Origin of the sequence: Rhodococcus kronopolitis, from assembly GCF_042654025.1 — a bacterium.
In the GTDB taxonomy this organism is placed as follows: Bacteria; Actinomycetota; Actinomycetes; order Mycobacteriales; family Mycobacteriaceae; genus Rhodococcus_G; species Rhodococcus_G kronopolitis.
This window is the reverse complement of record NZ_JBHSFO010000005.1, coordinates 197,463-224,282: the sequence shown is the minus strand read 5'-3', so window position 1 is coordinate 224,282 and position 26,820 is coordinate 197,463. Positions and strand designations below refer to the sequence as shown.

The following is a 26,820-nucleotide window of genomic DNA, read 5'->3' as shown; positions in this document are numbered from 1 at the left end:
GCGGGGGAAGCACGACAAATTAATGAGCAATCAGACGTCTCCTCAGCCTTAGGGATAAAGATGACGGATTTTTCCTCGACTGATTCGTGCGGAGATCGAGAGCAGCCTGAGCAGGGGCAGGCCTCGCCGCAGGACGATCCATCCACGGCCTTTCCGCTGTCCGCGGTTCAGCGCAGCATGTGGTTCTCCCAGCAGCTCGCCCCCGCGGTCCCGACCTTCATCGCGCAGTACGTGGACCTGCACGGAGACCTCGACCTGGACGTGCTCCGACGCGCCGCGGTGACTGCGGCCCACGAGTTCCAGTCGCCGTTCCTGCGACTCGTCGACGTCGACGGCGAACCCCGTCAGATGGTCGACCACTCCATCGACGCGACCATCGAGTTCTTCGACTTCCGCGGGCAGGCAGAGCCGCTCGTGGCGGCGCACGCCTGGATGGACAACGACTACGTCACCCCCATCCGGCTCACCCACGACCGCCTGGTCGAGATGACGATCCTCCAGGTCGGCGCCCGAGACTACCTGTGGTACACGCGGATTCACCATGTCGCGCTGGACGGCTACAGCGGCATGGTGATGCTGAACCGGATCGCCTCGCTCTACACCGCGGAGGTGAAGGGGACCGAGCCGGAACCGAACCGGGCGCTGCCGCTGCACACGCTCTACGAACTGGACCAGAAGTATCGGTCCTCGAGTCGCTTCGAGGGCGACCGCGAGTACTGGTCGCGTCACATCGTGGGCATCGAGGAGGGGTCGACGCTGGCCGAACGCGAGGGGCCGGCGGCCGCCCGCAGCCGACTCGAGAGCGCCCAGCTCTCCGACTCCGCGCTCGAGCGACTCGGCGCCTCCGACGAGATCGTGGGGGCGACCTCCGCCGCGCTGCTGATCGCCGGCTTCGCCTGCTACCTCTCGCGGATGACCGGCAGCCGGGACGTGCTGGTGAACCTGCCCGTGTCCGCACGCACCACGGCGCCGCTGCAGCGGTCGGGCGGCATGCTCGTCAACGTCGCGCCGCTGCGGATCACCGTCGACGCCGACGACACCGTCACCGACCTGGTCCAGCGGGTGCAGCTGGAACTGATGGGCGCACTGCGGCACCAGCGGTGCAGCCTGGAGGACATCCGCCGCGACGCCGGACTGACCGGTGGCCGGGCCGGGCTGAACGGCCCGATGGTCAACGTGATGCTCTTCCACCAGGAGATCACCCTCGGCTCCATCGTCGGCGAGTACCACATCGTCACCTCGGGACCGGTCCAGGACCTGCTGGTGAACATCTACCAAAGCGGTTCACCGGCACAGACTCTCGTCGACTTCCGGGGCAACCCGAACCGGTACGGCGACGAGGAGTTGCGCACCCACCACCGGCGCTTCCTCGAGCTCATCGACGAGTTGCTCGCCGCCGATCCCGGCACCCGGCTCGCGGACCTGCACGCGGAGTCCGCGGAGCTCGGCGTCCGCCGGCTGCGCGAGGTCTCTGACATCACCTTCTGGACAACGGAACTAGCGGGCCTGCCCGCGGTACCGGCGCTGCCGCGGCCCGACCGGCCCCGACCGACCCACCGCACCTCCCGCCGCGGCGTCGTGCCGCTGCGCCTCGACCCGCCCCGGCACCTGGCACTGGAGGAGTTCGCCGCCGCACACGGCGTCGGACTGCTCACCGTCCTGCACACCGCGCTGGCCGTGCTGCTCGGCCGGGTCAGCGAGTCCGACGACATCGTCGTGGGACTGGTGCGCCCCGCAGCCGTGGACCAGCCGCCCGAAACAGCCGGACCCGACCCGATCCCGCTGCGCAGCACCGTCGACCCGGCCGCCACCTTCACCGTCCACCTGCGCCGGGTCCGGGACTGCGAGCAACGCGCGCTCCGCCACGCGGAGTTGCCCTTCGACCGGATCGCCGACGCGGTCAGCGCGGATGGGCAGCGGCCCCGCCCGACCCCTCCCGAGGTCCTGCTCACCACCGACGGTCACCTCGACCACACAGACTCGGCCATGACCCTGGACCTGACCGGGCCGAGCATCCGGATCGACTTCTCCGCGGACCTCTACGACACCGCGACCGTCGAGCAGTTCGCGGTCCGGCTGGACCGGGTCCTGGCCGCCGCGGTCGCCGCCCCGGACCGACCGGTCGGCGACATCGAGATCCTCGACACCGCCGAGCACTCGCGGCTCACCCCGGTCCGCGGGCCCGACCCGGTGCCTCCGCGCACCCTCGCCGAGATCCTCACCGCCGCCGCCTCGATCGACCCCGAGAAGGACGCGCTGGCCTACGAGGGCCACCGGCGCACGTACCGGGAGCTCGACGCCCGGTCCACCGAACTCGCGCACCGGCTGATCGAGCGGGGTGCCGGGCCGGGCTCGGTGGTCGCCCTCGCCATCGCCCGCTCGCTGGAGTCCGTGACCGCACTGTGGGCGGTGGCGAAGTCCGGGGCCGCGTTCCTCCCGGTGGATCCCAACTACCCGCTGGACCGTATCGAGCACATGCTCTCCGACTCCGGTGCCGGACTCGGGCTGACCGTCCGCGCGCACCGTCGCAACCTGCCCGGCAGCACCGACTGGCTGGTCCTCGACGAGCCGGGCACCGCGACCGCGGGCGCCTCGACGCCGATCACCGACGCGGACCGCACCCGACCTCTGCGCCTCGACGATGCCGCCTACCTGATCTACACCTCCGGGTCGACCGGCGTGCCGAAGGGCGTGGTCCTCAGCCACCGGGGCCTGGCCAACCTCGCTGCCGAGGAACGAGAGCGGTTCGCTCTCACCGAATCCGCGCGCACCCTGCACTTCTCGTCGCCGAGCTTCGACGCCTCGATCCTGGAACTGCTGATGGCCGCGACCGTCGGCGCGACCATGGTGATCGCGCCGCCGAGCGTCTACGGCGGCGACGAACTCGGGGAGCTGCTGCGCCGGGAGGCCGTCACCCACGCCTTCGTCACGCCCGCGGCGCTCACCTCCGTCGATCCGTCGGAACTCGACGATCTGGTGTGCGTGGTCACCGGCGGCGACGTCTGCCCACCCGCGCTGGTCGCGCAGTGGGCAGCAGGCGGCCGGGCGCTGTTCAACGCGTACGGACCGACCGAGACGACGGTGGTGGCCGGCATCAGCAGCCCCCTCGACCCGGAGCGACCCGTCACCATCGGCGGCCCCACCCGGGGCGCGGGCGAGATGGTGCTCGACCGCCGCCTGCACCCGGTGCCGGTGGGGGTACCCGGCGAGCTGTACGTCACCGGCGACGGACTGGCCCTCGGCTACCACAACCGACCGGGGACGACCGCCGAGCGGTTCGTGGCCAACCCACACGGTGCGCCCGGGACCCGGATGTACCGGACCGGCGACCTGACCCGCTGGACCCCCGAGCAGGAGCTCCAGTACCTGGGCCGCAGCGACTTCCAGATCAAGATCCGTGGCTACCGCATCGAGCTCGGCGAGATCGATGCAGTGCTCCGCGCGTATCCCGGCGTCGGCTTCGCCCTCACGGTCGGCCACGCCCGGCCGTCGGGCGACCTCTCGCTGGTCGGCTACGTGAAGGCGGGACCCGGACAGGAGATCGACCGGGCCGAGCTGCTCGCCGACGCGGCCGAGGTGTTGCCTGCTCACATGGTGCCGTCCACGATCGTGGTGCTCGACGAGCTGCCGCTCACCCCGGCGGGCAAGCTGGACCGCCGGGCGCTGCCGGAACCCCAGTTCGACACCGGCGCGGCCGAGTACCGGCCGCCGGCCACCCCCACCGAGGAGCTGATCGCGGGGATCTTCGCGGACCTGCTCGACGTCCCGCGAGTCGGCATGGACGACAGCTTCTTCGACCTCGGCGGCGACTCCCTGGTCGCGACCCGGGTGGTGGCCCGGATCAACTCCGCGACCGGCTCCGCGCTCGGGGTGCTGGAGCTGTTCGAGTCGCCGACGGTCGCCGGGCTCGCCGCCCGGGTGGGCACGGCGGTCGCCGCGGGGGAGACCGCCGCCGACACCCCGGCCCTGGTGCGGAGGCCGCGCACCGGCCCGGCCCCGGTTTCGCCCGCCCAGCAACGGATGTGGGTGGTCAACCAGCTCGACCCGTCGTCCGCCGTCTACAACATCCCGATCGCGGTCCGCCTGACCGGTGACCTCGACGAGGCCGCACTGGCGGCGGCGGTCACCGACGTCGTCGACCGGCACGAGACGCTGCGCACCGTCTTCCCCAACACCGCGGACGGGCCGGTGCAGCTCGTCCTCACCGCAGACGAGGCGCTGCCCGACCTGACCGCCGAGTTCGTCCCGGCACCGATGCTGCGCAGGCGGATGGCCGCGCTGGGCGCAGAGGGCTTCGACGTGACCGAGCAGCCACCCCTGCGGGCCCGGCTGCTGCGGACCGCACCCACCTCGCACACCCTGGTCCTCGTCGTCCACCACATCGCGGCCGACGGACTGTCGATGGGTCCGCTGGCCCGGGACGTGCTGGTCGCCTACAGCTCCCGGATAGCGGGCGCCGCGCCGACGTGGGCCCCGCTCGCGGTCCGGTACTCGGACTACGCGGCCTGGCAGCACGAGCTGCTCGGCGACCCCGACGACGACGCGAGCCTGCTCGCCCGCCAGTTGTCGTACTGGACCGACACCCTCGACGGCGCACCCGAGGTCCTCTCGCTGCCCGCCGACCGGCCCCGGCCGGCACGCCCCTCGATGCGTGGCGGCGCCGTCGACTTCACCATCGACGCCGGCCTGCACCGCCGACTGCTCGCGGTCGCCGGGGAACACCAGGCCAGCCTGTTCATGGTGCTGCACACCGCGCTGGCGGCGGTGCTGGCCCGGGCCAGCGGCGCGGAGGACATCTCCATCGGCACACCGGTCTCCGGGCGTGGCCATCCCGACCTCGACGACATGATCGGCATGTTCGTCAACACGCTGGTGCTGCGCACCCAGGTCTCGCCGTCCGCCGGATTCGACGACCTGCTCGACCGGACCCGGACCGCCGACCTCGAGTCGCTGCGGCACGCGGAACTGCCCTTCGAGCGACTGGTGGAGGCCGTGGCCTCGAACCGGGCCGGCAACGTCTCCCCGCTGTTCCAGGTGATGCTGGTGCTGCAGGGCGCGGTCGACCGGCACGTGCCCCTGCCCGGGCTGACGGTCGACGTCGACGACGTCGACACCGGCACGGCCAAGTTCGACCTCCAGGTGATCGTGACCGAGCACACCGACGAGCAGGGTCGCCCCGGCCCGCTCTCCGGTCAGATGTCCTTCGCCCGTGACCTCTTCGACGCGACCACCATGTCCGCGCTGGCGGACCGGCTGGTCCGGATGCTCGACGCGGTCGCGCAGGACCCGACGGTCGTGGTCGGCGACGTGTCGCTGCTCAGCCCCGACGAGCGGCGCCGGGTGCTCGAGGACTTCAACGCCACCGCGGTGGACCTGCCCGACGGCACCCTCGTCGACCTGTTCGAGGACCAGGTGGCCCGCACACCGGACGCGGTCGCCCTGGTCGCAGGCGAGACGGAACTGACCTACGCCGAGTTCGCCCGGCGGGTACACAGACTCGCCCGGGAGCTGCGGGCCCGCGGCGTCGGGCCGGAGTCCCGCGTCGCGGTGGCCATGCGCCGGTCCCTGGACCTGATGGTGTCCGTCTACGCGGTGCTCGAGGCCGGCGGCGGGTACGTCCCGCTCGATCCCGACCACCCGGCGGCGCGCACCCGGTACGTCCTCGACAGCGCCGACCCGGTGTGCGTGCTCACCACCGCCGCCGAGCGGTCGCTGCTGCCCGACGGCGTGGACGTCGTGGCGGTCGACGAGCTCGACCTGTCCGGCCACGACGACGGCCCGCTGGACGCCGGGCGCGGACAGCGACCGGACAACGCCGCCTATGTCATCTACACCTCCGGATCCACCGGCCGGCCCAAGGGCGTTGCGGTCAGCCACCGCGCGATCGTCAACCGGCTGCGCTGGATGCAGGCGACCTACCCGCTGGACTCGACCGACGTGGTGCTGCACAAGACCCCGACGACCTTCGACGTCTCGGTGTGGGAGCTGTTCTGGCCGTTGCAGACCGGCGCCCGGCTGGTGCTCGCCGCCCCCGACGGGCACCGCGACCCCGGCTACCTGTCGAAGTTGATCGCCGAGCAGTCGGTCACCACAGCACACTTCGTGCCGTCGATGCTGGCGACGTTCCTGGCGGGCGCCCACGCCGACGAGTGCCGGGGACTGCGTCGGGTGTTCTGCAGCGGAGAGGCGTTGCCACCGGCCACCACCGAGGTGTTCCGCCGTTTCACCGACGCCGAACTGCACAACCTGTACGGCCCCACCGAGGCGGCCGTGGACGTCACCGCGTGGCGGGCCTCCGCCGCCGACCGGGACAGCGTGCCGATCGGCGCCCCGGTGTGGAACACCCAGGTGTACGTGCTCGACTCGCGGCTGCACCCGGTCCCGGTGGGGGTGCGCGGCGAGCTGTACCTCGCGGGCGTCCAGCTGGCCCGCGGCTACATCGGCCGCGCCGACCTGACCGCGGACCGCTTCGTGGCGAACCCGTTCGGCGCGCCAGGCGAGCGGATGTACCGGACCGGCGACGTGGTGCGCCGGCTCGGCCTGCCCGGACCGGCGCCCGGCAAGGATCCCGGCGGCGCCCTCGAGTACCTGGGCCGCAGCGACTTCCAGGTCAAGCTGCGCGGCCAGCGGATCGAGCTGGGGGAGGTGGAGGCCGCCCTGCTCGCCGACCCCGCGGTCGGCCAGTCGGTCGTGGTGGTGCACCACGACGACCTGACCGGCGAGGCCCTCGTGGGCTACGTGGTGGCCGCGCCCGGCGCGGCCCCGGACCCGGTGACGGTGCGTGCCTCCGCCGCAGCGGAGCTGGCGCCGTACATGGTCCCCGCGCAGATCGTGGTGCTCGACGAGCTGCCGCTCGGCCCGTCCGGGAAGCTGGACCGCCGCGCGCTGCCCGCACCTCAGTTCGTGGCGTCGGCCGCCGAGTTCGTCGCGCCCCGCAACCCGGTCGAGGAGATCCTCGCCTCGATCACCGCCCACCTGCTGGCCGCGGACCGGGTCGGCGTGCACGACAACTTCTTCGACCTCGGCGGCAACTCGTTGATCGCCGCGCGACTGGTGGCCCGGGCCAACGCCGCGCTGGACACCGCCGTCGGCGTCCGGGAGGTGTTCGACGCACCGACCGTGGCGACACTGGCGTTGCGCATCGAGTCCGCGGGTGCGCAGGGCGCCGAGCGGCCGCCGCTCGAACCGGCCGCCCGACCGGACCCGCTGCCGGTGTCGTTGGCGCAGAAGCGGATGTGGTTCGTCAACCAGTTCGACATCACCTCCGCGGCCTACAACATCGCGATGGCGGTCCGGCTGAGTGGGGACCTCGACGCCGACGCCCTGCGCGCGGCGGTCGCCGACGTGCTCGACCGGCACGAGGCACTGCGGACCCGGTTCCCGCTGCGCGACGGCGGGCCGACCCAGCAGGTGGTCACCGTCACGGAGGCACTGCCGGACCTGCCGACGGTCGAGGTGACCGCGGACGAACTGCCTGCCGAGATCGACCGGATGGCCCGCGCCGGGTTCGACGTGACGCAGGCCGTGCCACTGCGGGCGGCACTGCTGCGGGTCAGGCCGGACGAGCACGTGCTGACCATCGTGGTGCACCACATCTGCGCCGACGGCTTCTCGATGGCGCCGATGGCCCGCGACGTGATGGCCGCCTACGGCGCCCGCACGAACGGACAGGCCCCCCAGTGGGCCCCGCTGCCGGTGCAGTACGCCGACTACACGCTCTGGCAGCGCGCCGCGCTCGGCGAGGCGTCCGACCCGGACAGCCTGCTCAGCGCCCAGACCCAGTACTGGACCCGGACCCTGGCCGGGCTGCCGGACCTGCTGGACCTGCCCACCGACCGCCCCCGGCCGTTGACACAGTCGCTGGCCGGAGCGGAGTTCGCGTTCGGCGTCGACGCCGGGCTGCACCGTCGGGTGGTCGCGACCGCGCGGGAACGCAACTCGACGGTGTTCATGGCCGTGCACGCCGCCCTGGCGGTGCTGCTGGCCCGGGTGAGCGCCAGCGACGACATCGCCATCGGCACCCCGACCGCCGGCCGCGGCGAGGCCGCGCTGGACGGCATGGTCGGCATGTTCGTCAACACCCTGGTGCTGCGGACCACCGTCGATCCCGCCGTCTCCTTCACCGACCTGCTGGCGGACGTCCGCGAACGGGACCTGCAGGCCTTCCACCACGCGGACGTCCCGTTCGAGCGGCTGGTGGAAACCCTGGCACCGGAACGGAGCACCGCGCACTCGCCGCTGTTCCAGGTGATGTTCGAGTTCCGCAACAACGAGCGTGCCCGGCTCGAACTGCCCGGCCTGACCGTCGAGGGCATCGACCTCGGCACCGCGATCTCCAACTTCGACCTGCAGCTGACCTGCACCGAGGAGTTCGACGACGACGGCGCACCGGCGGGCATCACGGCCGGGTTCACCTACGCCACGGACCTGTTCGACGAGCCGTCGGTGGCGGCGCTGGCGGACCGGCTGCGTCGGGTGCTCGACGAGGTCACCGCCGACCCGGGTGCCGCCGTCGGCGACGCGGAGATCCTCGGGGCCGACGAACGCGCCGGGCTGGCCCCGGTCGCCGGGGGGCCTGCGGTCGAGACACTGACGCTGCCCGAGATGCTGGCCGCGGCGGTCGCCGTGCACCCGGACGCACCCGCGCTCGTCGTGGCGGGCCGCGAGGTCACCTACCGCGAGCTCGACGAGCAGTCGAACCGCCTGGCCCGCCTGCTGATCCGGCGGGGTGCCGGCCCGGAGTCGGTGGTGGCGGTGTCGCTGCCGCGCTCGTTCGAGTCGGTCCTCGCGGTGTGGTCGGTGGCCAAGACCGGGGCCGCGTACGTCCCGGTGGACCCGCACTACCCGGCGAACCGGATCCTGCACATGCTCGAGGACTCCGGGGCGATCCTGGGGCTGGCCCTGTCCACCCACCGCGAGTCGCTCCCGGACGCGGTGCCGCACCTCGTGCTCGACGACGCCGACACGGCAGCCGAACTCGCCGACCTGGCCGGGGCGCCGGTAACCGACGCCGACCGGCTGGCCCCGCTGCGGCTCGACCATCCCGCGTACCTGATCTACACGTCCGGTTCGACCGGCGTGCCGAAGGGCGTCATGGTCACGCACGGGGGGTTGGCGAACCTGGCCGAGGACCAGCGCACCCGGTTCGGGATCGCCCCGAACTCGCGCACCCTGCACTTCTCGTCGCCGAGCTTCGACGCATCGGTGCTCGAACTGATGCTGGCCCTGGGCGCAGGCGCCACCATGGTGGTCGCCGACCCGTCCGTCTACGGCGGCGACGAACTGCGCGACCTGCTGCGCGACGAACGCGTCACCCACGCGTTCGTCACCCCCGCTGCGCTGTCGTCGGTGGACCCGACGGGCCTCGACGAGCTCGCCGCCGTGATCACCGGCGGCGACACCTGCCCGCCGGAACTGGTGGCGCAGTGGGTCCGCGACGGCCGCCGGATGTTCAACGCGTACGGCCCGACCGAGGCCACCGTCGCGACCAGCATCACCGGGCCGATGGACCCCACCGTCCCGGTCACCATCGGCAGGCCGCCGCTCGGCTGCGGCGAGCTGGTGCTCGACGCCAGGCTGCAGCCGGTGCCGCGCGGGGTGACCGGCGAGCTGTACGTAACCGGGCCGGGGCTCGCCCGCGGGTACCGCAACCGCCCCGGCACCACCGCGGAACGGTTCGTACCCAACCCGCACGGCGGCGCGGGCGAACGGATGTACCGGACCGGTGACCTGGCCCGCTGGGGCCTGGCCGCGGACGGCGACCTGGAGTACCTGGGCCGCAGCGACTTCCAGGTCAAGATCCGCGGGTACCGCATCGAGCTCGGCGAGGTCGAGTCGGCGCTCGCGCGCTACCCGGGGGTCTCGCACGCCGTGGTGACCACCCGGCCCGACCCGGCGGGGCGGGGCCGACTGGTCGGCTACGTCGTCCCCGAGGCCGGGTCCGCACCCGACCCGGCGGAGGTGCTCGCCTTCGTCGGGACGGAACTGGCGCCGCACATGGTGCCCGCCGCCCTGGTGGTGCTCGACGAGCTGCCGGTCACCCCGGTGGGCAAGCTGGACCGACGCGCGTTGCCCGCCCCGGACTTCACCTCGCGCCCGGAGACAGGTCGCGCCCCGAGCACCGAGATGGAGACGCTGCTCGCGGGCCTGTACGCCGAGGTGCTCGGTCTGGAGTCGGTGGGCGCCGACGAGTCGTTCTTCGCGCTCGGCGGGGACAGCATCATGTCCATCCAGCTCGTGGCCCGGGCCAAGGCGGCCGGCGTCCAACTCTCGCCGCGGGACATCTTCGAACGCAAGACCGTCGCCGGGCTGGCACCGGTGGCGGTCCTCAGCGACGCCGTAGCGCCGGTGCTGGACGAGCTGCCCGGCGGCGGCGTCGGGGAGCTGCCGCTGACGCCGATCGTCCGGTGGCTGATGAGCCGCGGCGGCTCCTTCGACCGGATGTCCCAGAACGTCCTGCTGCAGGCCCCCGCCGACCTGACCTCGGCCGACCAGCTGGTCGCGACGGTGCAGGCCGTCGTGGACCGGCACGACATGCTGCGGGCCCGGCTGCACCCGGACACGGTGGAAGTGCGGCCGGTCGGCGCGACACCCGCGGCGGAGTTCGTCCGGCGGGTGCCGGTCGACGCCGCGCCCGGTACCGACGCGTTCGCCGCCGCCGCCCTGGCCGAACTCGACGCCGCGCAGGACCGGCTCGACCCGGCGACCGGTGCCGTGCTGCAGGTGGTGTGGCTGGACCCGACTACCGGACCGGGCCGGATCCTGGTGGTGGCGCACCACCTCGTCGTGGACGGTGTCTCCTGGCGGGTCCTGGTGCCCGATCTCGCATCGGCCTGGACGCAGGTGACCGCAGGCGGCGAACCGGTGCTCGCCCCGGTCGGTACCTCGATGCGCCGGTGGGCACACGCGCTGGTGGAACTCGCCGCCGATCGCCGCGACGAACTGGACCAGTGGCGACGCACGCTGTCCACGCCCGACCCGATGCTCGGTTCGCGGGCACTCGACCCGGCCGTCGACGTCGGCTCGACGGTCGAACGGGTCACCGTCGAGCTGCCCGCCGAGGTCAGCGACGCGGTGCTGACCACGCTCCCGCACCGGTACCACGGCAGTGTCAACGACAGCCTGCTCACCGCCCTCGCGATGGCCCTGACCGCCTGGCGACGCGACCACGGCTCGTCGCAGGCGCGACCCGGCGCGCTGCTCAACCTCGAGGGCCACGGCCGCGAGGAGCACGTGGTGCCCGGCGCCGACCTGTCCCGGACCGTCGGCTGGTTCACCTCGCTGTTCCCGGTCCGGCTCGACCTCGGCGACCTGGACCTCGACGAGGCGTTCGCGGGCGGCGCCGCCGCCGGGACCGCGATCAAGGCCGTCAAGGAGCAGCTGCTCGCGTTCGCGGACCACGGGATCGGTTTCGGGCTGCTGCGGCACCTGGACCCCGACGCCGCCGCCGAGCTGGCGCCGCTGCCCACGCCGGAGGTCAGCTTCAACTACCTCGGCAGGTTCGCCACCGACGGCGACGAGTCCGCCGCACCCACCGGGTGGATGCCGACCGCCGACGTGGACCTGAACCTCGTCCAGGATCCCGACCTGCCGGTCGCCGCGATCCTCGACGTCAACGCCGTCACCCTCGCCACCGCCGAGGGACCCCGGCTGCGCGCCACCTGGGCGTTCCCCACCGGGGTCATCGCCGAGCCCGAGGTCCGCGAACTCGCCGAACTGTGGTCGCGGGCGTTGCGGGCACTGACCCGGCACGCCGCCGCGCCGGAGTCGGGCGGTCTCACCCCGTCCGACCTGGACCTGGTGACCCTCGACCAGGCGGAGATCGACCGGCTCGAACGAACCCACCCCACGCTCGGCGACGTGTGGCCGTTGGCGCCGCTGCAGTCCGGCCTGCTCTTCCACGCCGAGCTGGCCGAGGAGACCGTCGACTCGTACACGGTGCAGCTGACGCTCGAACTGCGCGGCACGCAGCCCGACCGGATGCGGCGGGCGGGCCAGGCGCTGATCGATCGGCACGCGAACCTCCGCACGTCCTTCGTCACGGACCGCGCCGGCCGGCCGGTGCAGGCGGTCCAGGACCGGGTCGAGCTGCCCTGGTCCGAGCTCGACCTGCGTCACCTGGCCCCGGACGATCTCGACGCCGAGGTGGACCGGGTGCTGGCCGCCGACCGCGCCCGCGGGTTCGACATGGCCGTCGCTCCGCTGCTGCGGTTCCTGCTGATCAGGACCGGCCCCGACGCCGAGAAGCTGATCCTGACCAACCACCACATCCTGCTCGACGGCTGGTCGATGCCGCTGCTGCTGCGCGACCTGCTGACCCTGTACGCGACCGACGGTTCCGCCGCCGAGCTGCCCGCGGTGCACCCGTATCGCAACTACCTCCGCTGGCTCACCCGCCGCGAGGACGCCGACTCGGCCGCCGTGTGGCGCCGCGCGCTGGCCGGGATCGAGGAACCCGCCCTGGTGAGCCCGCTGGGCCTCGGACGCACCCGTCAGGGCGATTCGACGGAGGTCCGGCTCGAGGTGTCGGCCGGGCGGACCGAGGAATTGCGTGCCCTGGCCCGCGCCCGCGGCCTGACCGTCAGCACGTTGATCCGGGCGGCCTGGGGGATCGTGCTCGGCGAGCTGACCGACCGACGGGACGTGGTCTTCGGCGGCACGGTGTCGGGGCGCCCGCCGCAGATTCCCGGCATCGAGTCGATGATCGGGTTGTTCATCAACACCCTCCCGGTCCGGGTCACTCTGGACCCGACCGAGTCGCTCGGCGACCTGCTCGCCCGAATCCAGTCGGAGCAGGCGGCCCTGCTCGAGCACCACCACCTCGGGCTGACCGAGATCCAGCAGCTGGTCGGGCCCGCGGCGACCTTCGACACGCTCACCGTGTTCGAGTCCTATCCGGTGGACCGGGCCGGTCTGACCGAGGACACCGACATCGCCGGCATGCGGATGGTCGGCGTGCACGACACCGCCAACGCGGCGCACTACCCGCTGGCGCTGATCGCCTCCGACACCGGAAACCTCACCCTGAAGCTGGAGTACTTCCCGGAGCTGTTCGACGCCGACACCATCGACGGGATCGCCGCCCAGCTCGGTCGCGCGCTCGACGCCATCGCCACCACGCCGGACCTCCCGCTGGCGCAGCTGTGGCTGCTCTCGCCGGCCGAGCACGACACCCTGGTCCCGGTACGCGGCCGTCCGGGACGGTCCGAACGGACCCTGCCGGAGCTGCTCGCCGACACCGCCGGGCGCCACGGCGACGCGGTCGCGCTGTCCTTCCATGGCCGTGAGGTCCGCTACCGCGCACTCGACGAGCGGTCCAACCGGTTGGCGCGGCTGCTCGTCGAACACGGCGCCGGACCGGAGGAGTTCGTGGCGCTGGCGATCTCGCGGTCGGTGGAGTCCGTCGAGACGATGTGGGCGATCACCAAGACCGGCGCCGCCTTCGTCCCGGTGGACCCGCACTACCCGCCGGAGCGGGTCAGCCACATGCTCACCGACTCCGGCACCCGGGTCGGGGTCACCGTCGCCGCCGACCGCGACCAGCTCCCCGACGACGTCGACTGGGTGGTTCTGGACGACCCGGACACGGTGGCGCGCCTGGCCGCACTGCCGGACACCCCGATCACCGACGCGGACCGCACCACGCCGCTGCGGCTGGCACACCCCGCGTACATGATCTACACCTCGGGCTCGACCGGCCTCCCCAAGGGCGTGGTGCTGACCCACCACGGTCTGGACAACTTCGCCCGCGAGCAGCGGGAGCGCTACGGCGTGGGACCGGCCTCGCGAACCCTGCACTTCGCCTCGCCCAGCTTCGACGCGTCGGTACTCGACCACCTGCTCGCCTTCGACGCAGGCGCGACCCTGGTGATCACGCCCCCCGACGTGTACGGCGGCACCGAACTCGCCCGGCTGATCGAGTCCGAGTCGATCACCCACGCCTTCGTCACCACCGCCGCCCTCACCACCGTCGACCCGACCGGCCTCGACGACTTCGAGTGCGTGGTCGTCGGCGGCGAGGCCTGCCCGCCCGACCTGGTCGAGCGCTGGGCGCCCGGCCGGCGGCTCTACGACGGGTACGGGCCCACCGAGGCGACGATCATGTCCAACGTCAGCGACCCGATGGTGGTGGGCGAGACCGTCACCATCGGCGGTCCGATCCGCGGGGTCAGCGAGCTGGTGCTGGGCACCTACCTGCAGCCGGTACCCACCGGGGTGCTCGGTGAGCTGTACATCGCCGGCCCCGGCCTCGCCCGCGGTTACCACCACCGAGCGGCGCTGACCGCGGGACGGTTCGTGGCGAACCCGCACGGCGAGCCCGGCGAGCGGATGTACCGCACCGGCGACCTGGTGCGGTGGCTCGCGGGCACCGACGGGCACCCGGTGATCGAGTACGTGGGCCGCAGCGACTTCCAGGTCAAGATCCGGGGCTTCCGGATCGAGCTCGGGGACATCGACAACGCCGTCGGCGCCCACCCGGACGTCGACTTCGCGGTCACGGTCAGCCGCCGTGACGGCGCCGGGGTCACCCGGCTGGCGACCTACGTCCGGCTGGTGCCGGGGAGCGAGGTCACCGCGAGCGACCTCCGCGACTTCGCGACCGGCCACCTGCCGGCACACATGGTGCCCGACGCGGTCACCGTGCTGGACGAGCTGCCGCTGACGCCGGTCGGCAAGCTGGACCGGGCGGCACTGCCGGAACCCGCCTTCGCCTGGTCCGGCACCGAGTACCGGGCCCCGCGGACCACGCTCGAACAGACCGTCGCCGACGTCTTCGCCGAGGTCCTCGACGTGGACCGGGTGGGCGTCGACGACCACTTCTTCGACCTCGGCGGCAACTCGCTCATCGCCACCCGGGTGACCGCCCGGCTCGGCGCCGCCCTCGGCACCGAGGTGGGGGTGCGGGCGCTGTTCGAGGCGCCCACCGTCGCGGGGTTGGCCCGCTGGCTCGGACAACAGGACTCGACCGGCGCCGAGGCCCGCCCGCCGCTGACCGCGCGGCCCCGGCCGGAACCGCTCCCGCTCTCGCTGGCCCAGCAGCGGATGTGGTTCCTCAACCAGTTCGACACCGACTCCGCCGCCTACAACGTGCCCCTCGCGGTCCGGCTCACCGGCGGCCTCGACACCGATGCCCTGCGGGCCGCCGTCCTCGACGTCCTGGGTCGACACGAGGCGCTGCGCACGGTGTTCCCGCGGGTCGGCACCGAGCCCGCCCAGGTGATCGTGCCGCCGATCGCGGCGCTGCCCGAGCTGATCACCGAGTGGGCCACCGAGGACGAACTGGGCCCGCGGCTCGCCGAGTTCTTCTCCGCCGGCTTCGACGTCACCGCGGCGGCCCCCGTCCGCGCCCTGCTGCTGCGCTGCGGGCACGACGAGCACGTGCTGGCCATCGTGGTGCACCACATCTGCGCCGACGGCTTCTCGATGGCGCCGCTGGCCCGCGACGTGATGGTCGCGTACACCGCCCGAACCGCAGGCGACGCCCCCGGCTGGGCGCCGCTGCCGATCCAGTACGCCGACTACGCACTGTGGCAGCGGGAGCTGCTCGGCTCCGCAGACGACCCGCAGTCCCTGATGTCCCGGCAGCTCGACTTCTGGACGCACACGCTCGCCGACCTGCCGGAGGCGCTGGCACTGCCGACCGACCGCCCCAGGCCGACCCAGCGCTCGTTCCGCGGCGCGCGGGTGCCGCTGCACGTCGAACCGGCGGTCCACCGCGCGCTGGCCGAGCTGACCCGCGGCGAGAACGCGACCATGTTCATGGCCGTGCACGCCGCGCTGGCGCTGCTGCTGTCCTCGGTGTCGGGCGCCGACGACCTGGCGGTCGGCACCCCGGTCGCCGGACGCGGCGACGCCGGCCTCGACGAACTGGTCGGCATGTTCGTCAACACCCTGGTGCTGCGCAGCCGCATCGACCGGGCCGCGAGTTTCCCGGCCCTGCTCGCCGACCTCCGGGAGGCCGACCTGGCCGCGTTCGGGCACGCCGACCTGCCGTTCGAGAGCCTGGTCGACAAGCTCGCCCCCGAGCGGTCCACCTCGCACACGCCGCTGTTCCAGGTGATGCTCGAGTTCCAGAACAACGAGCTGCCCAGCCTCGAGCTGCCCGGGCTCACCGTCGCCGGGCTCGAGACGGACCTGGCGGTCGCGAAGTTCGACCTGCAGCTCACCCTCGCCGAGCAGTTCGACGAGCACGGGGCGCCCGCCGGGATGACCGGTGCGTTCACCTTCGCCACCGACGTCTTCGACGCCGACACCGTGCGCCACCTCACCGGCCGCTTCACCGCGCTGCTGGACGCGGTCGTCGCCGACCCCCGGCGCCCGGTCGGCGACATCGAGCTGACCACCGCCGCCGAACGCCACGCCCTGCTCACCGAGTGGAACGACCCGGGCATCGGCTCCGGCACCGACACCCTCGTCGACGCCTTCGACCGGGCCGCCGCCGCGCACCCCGACTCGATCGCCGTCACCGCGGGGGAGAGCGCCCTGAGCTATGCCGAGCTCGACGACCGGGCCAACCGGTTGGCGCGTGCGCTGATCGCGCGCGGCGCCGGGCCGGAGACGCTCGTCGCCGTCGCGCTGCCGCGCGGCGCGGACCTGGTGGTCGCCCTGCTCGCCGTCGTCAAGGCCGGCGCCGGGTACCTGCCGCTGGACTCGAGCTACCCGGCCGAGCGGCTCGCCTTCACCGTCGAGGACGCGGCGCCGCTGTGCATCCTGTGCGCCACCGACGCGTCCGGGCCGCTCGCCGAGCTCGGCGCCCCGCTGCTGACCGTCGACTCGCCGGAGCTGGCCGCCGAACTGGCCGCCGCGTCCGGCGCCCCGGTCACCGACGCCGACCGGACCGTCCCGCTGCGGCCCGAGCACGTCGCGTACGTGATCTACACCTCCGGCTCGACCGGCCGCCCCAAGGGCGTGCTGGTTCCCCACCGCAACGTGCTGACCCTGTTCGCGAACACCGCCGTCGAGTTCGGTATCGACAGCAGCGACGTGTGGACGATGTTCCACTCGTACGCCTTCGACTTCTCGGTGTGGGAGCTGTGGGGACCGCTGCTGTACGGCGGCCGGCTGGTGGTCGTCGACTTCCACACCGCACGCTCCCCGGAGGCCATGCTCGAGCTGCTGCGCCGGGAACGGGTGACGGTGCTCAACCAGACCCCGACCGCCTTCTACCAGCTCGCCGAGGCGGACCGGGTCGCAGGCGACGCCGAGGACCTCGCACTGCGGCTGGTCATCTTCGGCGGCGAGGCATTGGACTTCGGCCAGCTCGGTCGCTGGTACGCCCGGCACGAGGACACGTCGCCGCTGCTGGTGAACATGTACGGCATCACCGAGACCACCGTGCACGTGACGCGGCTGGCCCTCGACACCCCCCGCGCCGCGTCGTCGTCGGCCAGCGTCATCGGCCGCGCCGTCCCCGGCCTGCGGATCGCGGTACTCGACCGGCGGCTGCACCCGACGGCGCCGGGCGTCACCGGCGAGATCTACGTCTCCGGCGACCAGGTCACCCGGGGCTACCTGGGCCGGTCGGCGCTGACCTCGGGCCGGTTCGTCGCCGATCCGTCCGGGGCGCCGGGGCAGCGGATGTACCGGACCGGCGACCTGGCCCGGTGGAGCGTCGACGGCCAGCTGGAGTACCTGGGCCGCAGCGACTTCCAGGTCAAGATCCGCGGCTTCCGCATCGAACTCGGCGAGATCGAGGCGGCCGCGCTGCGGTACCCGGGCATCGCGCAGGCCGTCGTGCTGGTGCACGACGACGGGCAGGGACGCACCCGGCTGGTGGGGTACGTGGTCCCCGAGCCGGGCGCCGAACCGGACCGGGCCGGGCTGCTCGACTTCCTGACCGGCGAGCTGGCCGCGCACATGGTGCCCGCCACCGTCATGGTGCTGGACCGGTTGCCGCTGACCGAGAACGGCAAGCTGGACCGCAAGTCGTTGCCGGACCCGGACTTCGGCGCCTCCGCGGCGCCGACCCGGGCACCGCGCACCGGCCCGGAGACGGTGCTGGCCGGCCTGTACGCGGAGGTCCTCGGCCTGCCCGAGGTGGGCGTCGACGACTCCTTCTTCGCCCTCGGCGGCGACAGCATCATGTCGATCCAGCTGGTGGCGCGGGCCAAGGACGCCGGACTGGTGCTCACCCCCCGCGAGGTGTTCGAGCACAAGACGGTCGCCGCGCTGGCCTCGGTGGCCCGCGGCGAGGACGCCGAGGCCGCGCCGGTGCTCGACGAGCTGCCCGGTGGCGGCGTCGGGACCATGCCGGTCACCCCGGTGACGGCCTGGCTGCTCGACCGCGCCGACGACGTCCGCCGGTACACCCAGACCGCGCTGCTGACGCTGCCCGACGGCGCGGACCGGGAGGGCCTCGAACGCACCCTGCAGGCCGTGCTCGACCGGCACGACATGCTGCGCGCCATGCTGGACCGGCCGGATGCGGGACCTGCCACCGTGCGGGTCGCCGAACCCGGCACGGTGCGGGCCGCGGACCTGCTCACCGAAGTCGAGGTGGACTCGGTCACCGGCCCGGAGTTCGTGGCCGCCGCCGACGCCGCGCTGGACGCGGCCACCGGCCGGCTTCGCCCCGAGGCCGGGACGATGCTGCAGGCGGTGTGGTTCGCGCCGCCCACCGGCGCAGGCCGGCTGCTGGTGGTCGCGCACCACCTTGCCGTCGACGGCGTCTCCTGGCGGATCCTGGTGCCGGACCTGGCCACCGCCTGGTCGCAGGTGGCCGCGGGCGCCGAACCCGCCCTGGCACCGGTCGGCACCTCGATGCGCCGCTGGGCGCACGCGCTGACCGAGGCCGCCGCCGACCGCGGCGCCGAGGCGGACCGCTGGCGCGCCGAGCTCGCCGCGCCCGACTCGCTGCTGGGCTCGCGGCCGCTCGACCCGACGGTCGACGTCAACGCCACCGTCGACTCGGTCCAGGTGGAGCTGTCCGCCGAGGTCACCGAGCAGCTGCTCACTGCGGTGCCGGAGGCCTTCCACGGCAGCGTCAACGACGGCCTGCTGGCTGCGCTGGCGCTGGCACTGACCCGGTGGCGCCGCGAGCGCGGCGTCGACGGCAGCGACGCGCTGGTCAGCCTCGAGGGCCACGGCCGCGAGGAACACGTGGTCCCGGGTGCGGACCTGTCCCGGACCGTCGGCTGGTTCACCACCATCTTCCCGGTGCGTCTCGACCTGGCCGGCGTCGACCTGGACGAGGCGTTCGCCGGGGGCCGCGCCGCAGGCGCCGCGGTCAAGACCGTCAAGGAGCAGCTGCTCGCGGTGCCGGACCACGGCATCGGCTTCGGTCTGCTGCGCTACCTCGCGACGCCGCCGCTCGACGAGCCGCGTCGGCCGCAGGTCAGCTTCAACTACCTCGGCCGCCTGACCGGGCAGCAGCAGCTCGAACACCTCGACAGTGGCTGGCTGCCGGTCACCGACATCCGGCTCGACGACGCCCCGAGCCCGACCATGCCGGTGGCCACCGCCGTCGACGTCAACGCCGTCACCCTCGCCGCCGAGGACGGTTCGCGGCTGCGGGCCACCTTCGCGTTCCCGACCGGGGTGCTCGCCGCCGACGAGGTGCGCCGCCTCGCCGACCTGTGGGTGGACGCGCTGACCGCCCTCGGCCGGCACGCCGCCGCCCCGGAGAGCGGCGGCCGCACCCCGTCAGACCTGGCCCTGCTCGATCTGGACCAGATCGCCGTCGACGAGATCGAGGCACGCTTCCCCGACCTCGTCGACGCCTGGCCGCTCTCGCCGCTGCAGTCCGGCCTGCTGTTCCACACCCAGTTCTCCGAGTCCGCCGTCGATCCGTACGTGGTGCAGCTGACGCTGGAGCTGCGCGGCACCGTCGACGCCGACCGGGTCCGCCGGGCCGGCCAGGGGCTGCTCGACCGGCACCCCAACCTGCGGGCCGCCTTCGTGCGCGACCAGTACGGGACGGCGGTGCAGGTGGTCCCCGGCCGGGCGACGCTGCCCTGGACCGAGACCGACCTGTCCGGGCTCGAACCACAGGCCCGCGAACGCGAGTACGCCGCGATCCTCGACGCCGACCGGGTCGCCGGCTTCGACCTGTCGGCGCCGCCGCTGCTGCGAATGCTGCTGGTCCGGATGGCGGCGGACGAGTACCGGCTGGTGCTCACCAACCACCACATCCTGCTCGACGGCTGGTCCACCCCGCTGGTGATCCGGGACCTGCTGACCCTGTACGCCACGGACGGCGACCCGGCGGTGCTGCCCCGGGTCCGCCCGTACCGGGACTACCTGGCCTGGCTCTCGGGCCGCGACGACACGGACTCCGCGGCCGCCTGGCGGGACGCGCTGGCCGGGGTGGACGAGCCGACGCAGTTGGCGCCTGCGGCCGCGTCCCGCGCCGTCGGCTCGCACGAGGCCGCGGTCGCGCTGACCGCGGACCAGACGCAAGCGCTGCGGTCCCTCGGCCGCGAACGCGGGGTCACCCTGAACACGATGGTCCAGGCGGTGTGGGGCATCGTGCTCGCCGCCCTGACCGGGCGCAGCGACGTGGTGTTCGGCGGCACCGTCTCGGGCCGGCCGCCGCAGATCCAGGGCATCGAGTCGATGGTCGGGCTGTTCATCACCACCGTCCCGGTCCGCGTCACCCTGGACCCGGACGAGACGGTCGCGCAGTTGCTCGACCGCGTCCAGGTCGAGCAGGCGGGCCTGCTCGAGCACCACTACCTGGGCCTGGCCGACATCCAGCGGGCCGCCGGACCCGGCGCAGGCTTCGACACCCTGACCGTGTTCGAGTCGTACCCCGTCGACAAGGCCGGGCTCACCGCGCAGACCGATATCGCCGGGCTGCGGGTGGCCGGGATCAGCGGCCGGGACGCGGCGCACTACCCGCTGGCGTTGGTGGCCTCCGGCGACGAACTGCTGAACCTGAAGTTCGAGTACGACGCGGACATCTTCGACGACATGGCGGTCGCGGCCATCGCCGAACGGGTCCGCCAGGTGCTGACCGCCGTCGCCGCCGACCCGCACATCCGGGTCCCGCACGTCGCCACCCACGCGCTCAGTGACGCCGAACTCGAGCGGCTGCTGCCCGTCGCGGGCCGGCCGGGAGGCTCCCGGCGCACCCTGCCGCAGATCCTGGCCGACGGCGCCGCCCTCGACCCCGACGCCGTCGCACTGCGCGTCCCGGGTGACGGCGGCCGCGAGGTGACCTACCGCGAACTCGACGAGGGCTCCAACCGGCTCGCCCGCACCCTGGTCGAACTCGGCGCCGGTCCGGAAACCTTCGTCGCGCTGGGCATCCCGCGGTCCGTCGAGTCGGTGGCCGCGATGTGGGCGGTCACCAAGACCGGCGCCGCTTTCGTCCCGGTGGACCCGACCTACCCACCCGAACGACTGGCACACATGCTCACCGACTCCGGCGCCACCCTCGGACTGGCGCTGACCGAGCACCGGGAGACGCTGCCGACCTCCACCCGCTGGCTCTGCCTCGACGAACCGGGGTTCGCGGCGGAGGTCGCCGCCCGGCCCGCCACTGCGCTGACCGACACCGACCGCCGCGGCCCGATCGACCTGCACAGTGCCGCGTACCTCGTGTACACCTCCGGGTCCACCGGCATCCCCAAGGGCGTGCTGGTCACCCACAGCGGCCTGGACAACTTCGCCCACGACCAGCTCCGCCGGTTCGGGACCACCCCGGCCTCGCGGACCCTGCACTTCTCCACGCCCAGCTTCGACGGCGCGGTCTTCGAGTACCTGCAGGCCTTCGGCGCGGGCGCCACCATGGTGATCGCACCGCGGACCGTCTACGGCGGCGCCGAACTCGCCCGACTGGTCGAGACGGAGTCGGTCACCCACGCCTTCATCACCACCGCCGCGCTGGCCACCGTCGACCCCACCGGTCTCGACGACTTCGCCGACGTGGTGTTCGGCGGCGAGGCCTGCCCGCCGGACCTGGTCGAGCGCTGGGCACCGGGCAGGCGGCTGTGCAACGCGTACGGGCCCACCGAGACCACGGTCATGTCCAACATCAGCGACCCGATGACGGTCGGCGAGCCGATCACGCTCGGCGTCCCGATCGACGGCGTCACCGAGGTGGTCCTGGGCAGCCACCTGCAGCCGGTGCCGGAGGGCGTACCGGGGGAGCTGTACATCTCCGGACCCGGCCTGGCCCGTGGCTACCACCGCCGCGGTGGTCTGACCGCGTCGCGGTTCGTGGCGAACCCGTACGGCGCGCCCGGCGAACGGATGTACCGCACCGGTGACATCGTGCGCTGGAACTCCCGGCACGAACTCGAGTACGTGGGCCGCAGCGACTTCCAGGTGAAGGTCCGCGGCTTCCGGATCGAGCTCGGCGAGATCGACTCGGCGCTGATGCGCCTGCCGGGGGTCGGCTTCGCGGCCACCCTCGCGGTGCCCGGGCCGTCCGGGGACACCGTGCTGGCGGCCTACGTCATGCCCGCCGCGGACCGTCTGCTCGACCCCGCCGCGCTGACCGCCGACCTCGCCGCCCGGCTGCCCGCCCACATGGTGCCCGCCGCGATCACCGTGCTCGACGAGATCCCCATGACGCCCGTCGGCAAGCTGGACCGCGAGGCGCTGCCGGCACCGGAGTTCGCCGCCACCGGTACCGAGTTCCGCGCCCCGACCACCGAACTCGAGGCCAGCATCGCCGAGGTGTTCGCGACCGTCCTCGGCATCGACCGGATCGGACTCGACGACCACTTCTTCGACCTCGGCGGAAACTCACTGGTCGCCACCAGGGTCACCGCCCGGCTCGGCGCGGTCCTGGGCATCGACATCGGGGTCCGGGCACTGTTCGAGGCGCCGACCGTCGCCGCCCTGGCCGAACGGATCGCCGCCACGACCTCCAGCATGGTCAAGGCCCGGCCACCGCTGACCACCGAGCCGCGGCCGGAGCGGATCCCGCTCTCACTCGCCCAGCAGCGGATGTGGTTCCTCAACCAGTTCGACGTCACCTCCGCCGCCTACAACATCCCCCTGGCCGTCCGGCTCACCGGCGAACTCGACACCGAGGCCCTCGAACTGGCCGTCCTCGACGTCGTCGACCGGCACGAGTCGCTGCGCACCCGGTACCCGCTGCGCGGCGGCGACCCAGTCCAGGAGGTGCTGCCCACCGCCTACGCGCTCGACGGCCTGCACACCGTCGACTGCGCCGAGGCGGACCTGCCGGGTCGGATCGCCGAGCTGGCCGGCGCGGGCTTCGACGTGACCACTGCCGTCCCGATCCGCGCCCGGCTGCTGCGGCTCGACGACCGCAGCCACGTGCTGGTCCTGGTGGTGCACCACATCTGCGCGGACGGGTTCTCGCTGGCCGTCCTCGCCCGGGACGTGATGGCGGCCTACCATGCCCGGACCCACGGCTCCGCCCCCGAATGGACGCCGCTGGTCGCACAGTACGTCGACTACACGCTGTGGCAGCAGCGGGTGCTCGGCCGGGACGACGACCCGGAATCCTTGTTGTCCGCGCAGCTGGACTTCTGGCGCTCCGCCCTGACCGGGCTGCCCGACGTGGTGTCGCTGCCGACCGACCGGCCGCGGCCCGCGCAGCAGACGATGCGCGGCAGCCGGGTCGAGTTCACCGTTCCGGCGGAGCTGCACCGCCGGCTGGTCGCCTTCGCCCGCGAGCAGCACTCGACGGTGTTCATGGCCGTGCACGCGGTGTACGCGATGCTGCTGGCCCGCCTCGGCGACAACAACGACATCGCGATCGGCACCCCACTCGCCGGGCGCGGCGACGCCGGCCTCGACGAGATGATCGGCATGTTCGTCAATACCCTGGTGCTGCGCACCGCCATCGACCCCGCCGCCTCGTTCACCGAACTGCTCGCCCGGGTCAAGGACGTCGACCTGGCCGCCTTCGGCAACGCCGACGTCCCGTTCGAGCGGCTGGTCGAGGAACTGAACCCGGCCCGGTCCACGGCCTACTCGCCGCTGATCCAGGTGGCCCTCGAGTTCCAGAACACCGAACGCCCCCGGCTGACGCTGCCGGACCTCACCGTCGAGGGCGTCGACCTGGACACCCGGGTGGCCAAGGAGGACCTCGAACTGCTGCTCGTCGAGGAGTTCGACGACGACGGGGCGCCCGCGGGCATGTCCGCGGCCTTCGACTTCGCGCTGGACCTGTTCGACGCCGCCACCGTGCACGGCTTCGCCGACCGCTTCGTGCGGATCCTCGACGCCGCCACCGCGGACCCGTCCCGGGCGGTCGGCGAGATCACCATCCTCGACGAGTCCGAGCTCGCCGAGTTCGCACCCGCGCACGGTCGACCCAGCCGGGAACCCGCGCTGTGGCCGGACCTGCTCTCCGCCGCAGCCGCAGCTGACCCCGACTCGATCGCGTTGACCTTCGAGGACCGCCGGGTCAGCTACCGCGAGCTCGACGAACGCTCCAACGGCCTGGCCCGACTGCTCGTTGCCCGGGGGGTGGGACCGGAGACGTTCGTCGCGTTGGGCCTGTCCCGCTCGATCGAGGAGGTCGTCGCGATCTGGGCGGTGGCAAAGGCCGGCGCCGCGTTCGTGCCGGTGGACCCGACGTACCCAGCCGACCGCATCGAGTACATGCTCGAGGACTGCGAGGCGGTGCTGGGCCTGACCGTCGCGGAGCGGGCCGACGCCCTGCCCGCGGGTGCGCCGTGGCTGGTCCTCGACGACCCCGCCACCGAGGCCGAACTGGCCCGGGCCGCCGTCACCCCGGTCACCGACGCCGACCGCACCACGCCGCTGCGGCTGACCCATCCGGCCTACCTGATCTACACCTCGGGTTCGACGGGCCGGCCGAAGGGCGTCGTCATCACCCACCTCGGCATCGCCAACCTCACCGCCGAGGAGCACGACCGGTTCGGCGTCACCGCCGACTCCCGGGTCTCGCACCTGGCCTCGCCCAGCTTCGACGCCTCGGTGTTCGAACTGATGATGGCTTTCAGCGCCGGTGCCAGCGTGGTGATCGTGCCGCCCACCGTGTACGGCGGCCCCGAGCTCGAGGAGCTGCTGCGCCGCGAGCACGTCACCCACGCGTTCATCACGCCGACCGCGTTGGCCTCCATCGACGACGTGGGGCTCGAGTTCCTGCGGGTGCTGGCCGTCGCCGGCGAGGCCTGCCCGCCGGAGCTGATGCAGACCTGGTCCCGCGGCCGGAAGATGTTCAACGGCTACGGCCCGACCGAGACCACCATCCAGGCCAGCGTCAGCGACCCGATGACCGCATCTCAGACCGTGAACATCGGCCGCCCGGCGATCGGCTTCGACGAGATGGTCCTCGACAGCCGGCTGCAGCCGGTGCCGCTGGGGGTGCCGGGGGAGCTGTACATCTCCGGACCCGGGTTGGCCCGCGGCTACCACCGACGGCCCGGACTGACCGCGGGCCGGTTCGTGGCCGACCCGTTCGCCGGGCCCGGGAAGCGGATGTACCGCACCGGCGACGTGGTCCGCTGGCAGGCGACCCCGTCCCCGACGCCGGGCGCCCCGGACGTGCACACCATCGAGTACATCGGCCGCAGCGACTTCCAGGTGAAGGTCCGCGGCTTCCGGATCGAGCTCGGCGAGATCGACGCCGTCCTGTCCCGGCACCCGTCGATCAGCTTCGCGGCCACCTTCGGGATACCCGGGCCCAGCGGAGACGTGCTCCTCGCGTCGTACGTGCACTGCGCCGACGGCGTCACGGTCCAGCCCACCGAGGTCCGCGAGTACGCCGCCCACCGACTGCCCTCGCACATGGTGCCGTCCGCGGTGGTGGTCCTCGACGAGGTACCGATGACCCCGGTCGGCAAGCTCGACCGGAAGGCACTCCCGGCACCGGAGTTCGGCTCCCGCTCCGACGCCTACCTGCCGCCGCGCTCGCCGGCCGAGCGGGCCGTCGCGGAGACCTTCGAGTCGGTGCTCGGCGTGGACCGGGTCGGGGTTACCGACAGCTTCTTCGACCTCGGCGGCACCTCGATCGTCGCCACACGGGTGGTCTCCGAGCTGCAGACCCGGCTCGGCAAGCTGCTGCCGCTGCAGTCCCTGTTCCTCGACCCCACCCCGGCCGGCCTGGCGCGGCTGCTCGACGAGTCGGGGGAGCAGCCGGCACCCGTCGACGACGCGCTGAGCGTGGTGATCCCGCTGCGCCCGCAGGGCAGCAAGCCGCCGCTGTTCTGCGTGCATCCCGGGATCGGACTGTCCTGGGGATACACCGGACTGGTGCGGCACCTCTCCGGCGACCGCCCGGCGTACGGCCTGCAGCTGCCGGTGATCAGCGGCGGCCCGACCTTCGCCTCGATCGAGGAGCTCGCGCACCGGTACGTCCTGGAGATGCGGGCCGTGCAGGCCCACGGTCCGTACCACCTGCTCGGCTGGTCGCTCGGCGGCGTCATCGCCCACGCGATCGCCGTCGAGCTGCGCCGGGCCGGCGAGCCCGTCGCGACCCTCGCCATCATGGACAGCTACATCGAGAACGACGAGCCCGACGCCCCGGAGACGCTGTCGGTGGCGGAGCTGTTGCACGGCCTCGGTCTGGACCTCGAGGACGACGCCGAGAGCAGCGAGCTGACCTACGGACGCGCGGTGGAGCTGCTCGACGAATCGTTCGGCCAGGAGACCGGCCTGACGGCCGTCCACCTGGAGCGGATCAGCGCCGGGTTCACCAACTCGGCACGGATCATGCACGCGTTCCGCCCCGAGGTCTTCGACGGCGACATCCTGTTCTTTTCCGCCGGCCGGTCCACCGGAGACGGTCACACCGCCGACGAGTGGCAGGAGTCCGTCACCGGCGGTGTCCGCGAGGTACGGGTGGACTGCGAGCACAACCAGATGATCGAGCCGGAGGTGCTCGCCGTGGTCGGCCCGGTGCTCGACGACTACCTCGCCGCCCACTGA

Annotated in this window: 1 protein-coding gene; it reads left to right on the top strand. The window is 73.0% G+C overall.

What is annotated here, in order from left to right; all coding sequences use genetic code 11:
- The first annotated feature begins 60 nt into the window (after positions 1 to 60).
- The gene (locus tag ACFO6S_RS12250; RefSeq protein WP_378417284.1) at positions 61 to 26,820 is read left to right on the top strand and encodes a non-ribosomal peptide synthase/polyketide synthase; all 26,760 of its coding nucleotides are present in this window, start codon (positions 61 to 63) and stop codon (positions 26,818 to 26,820) included.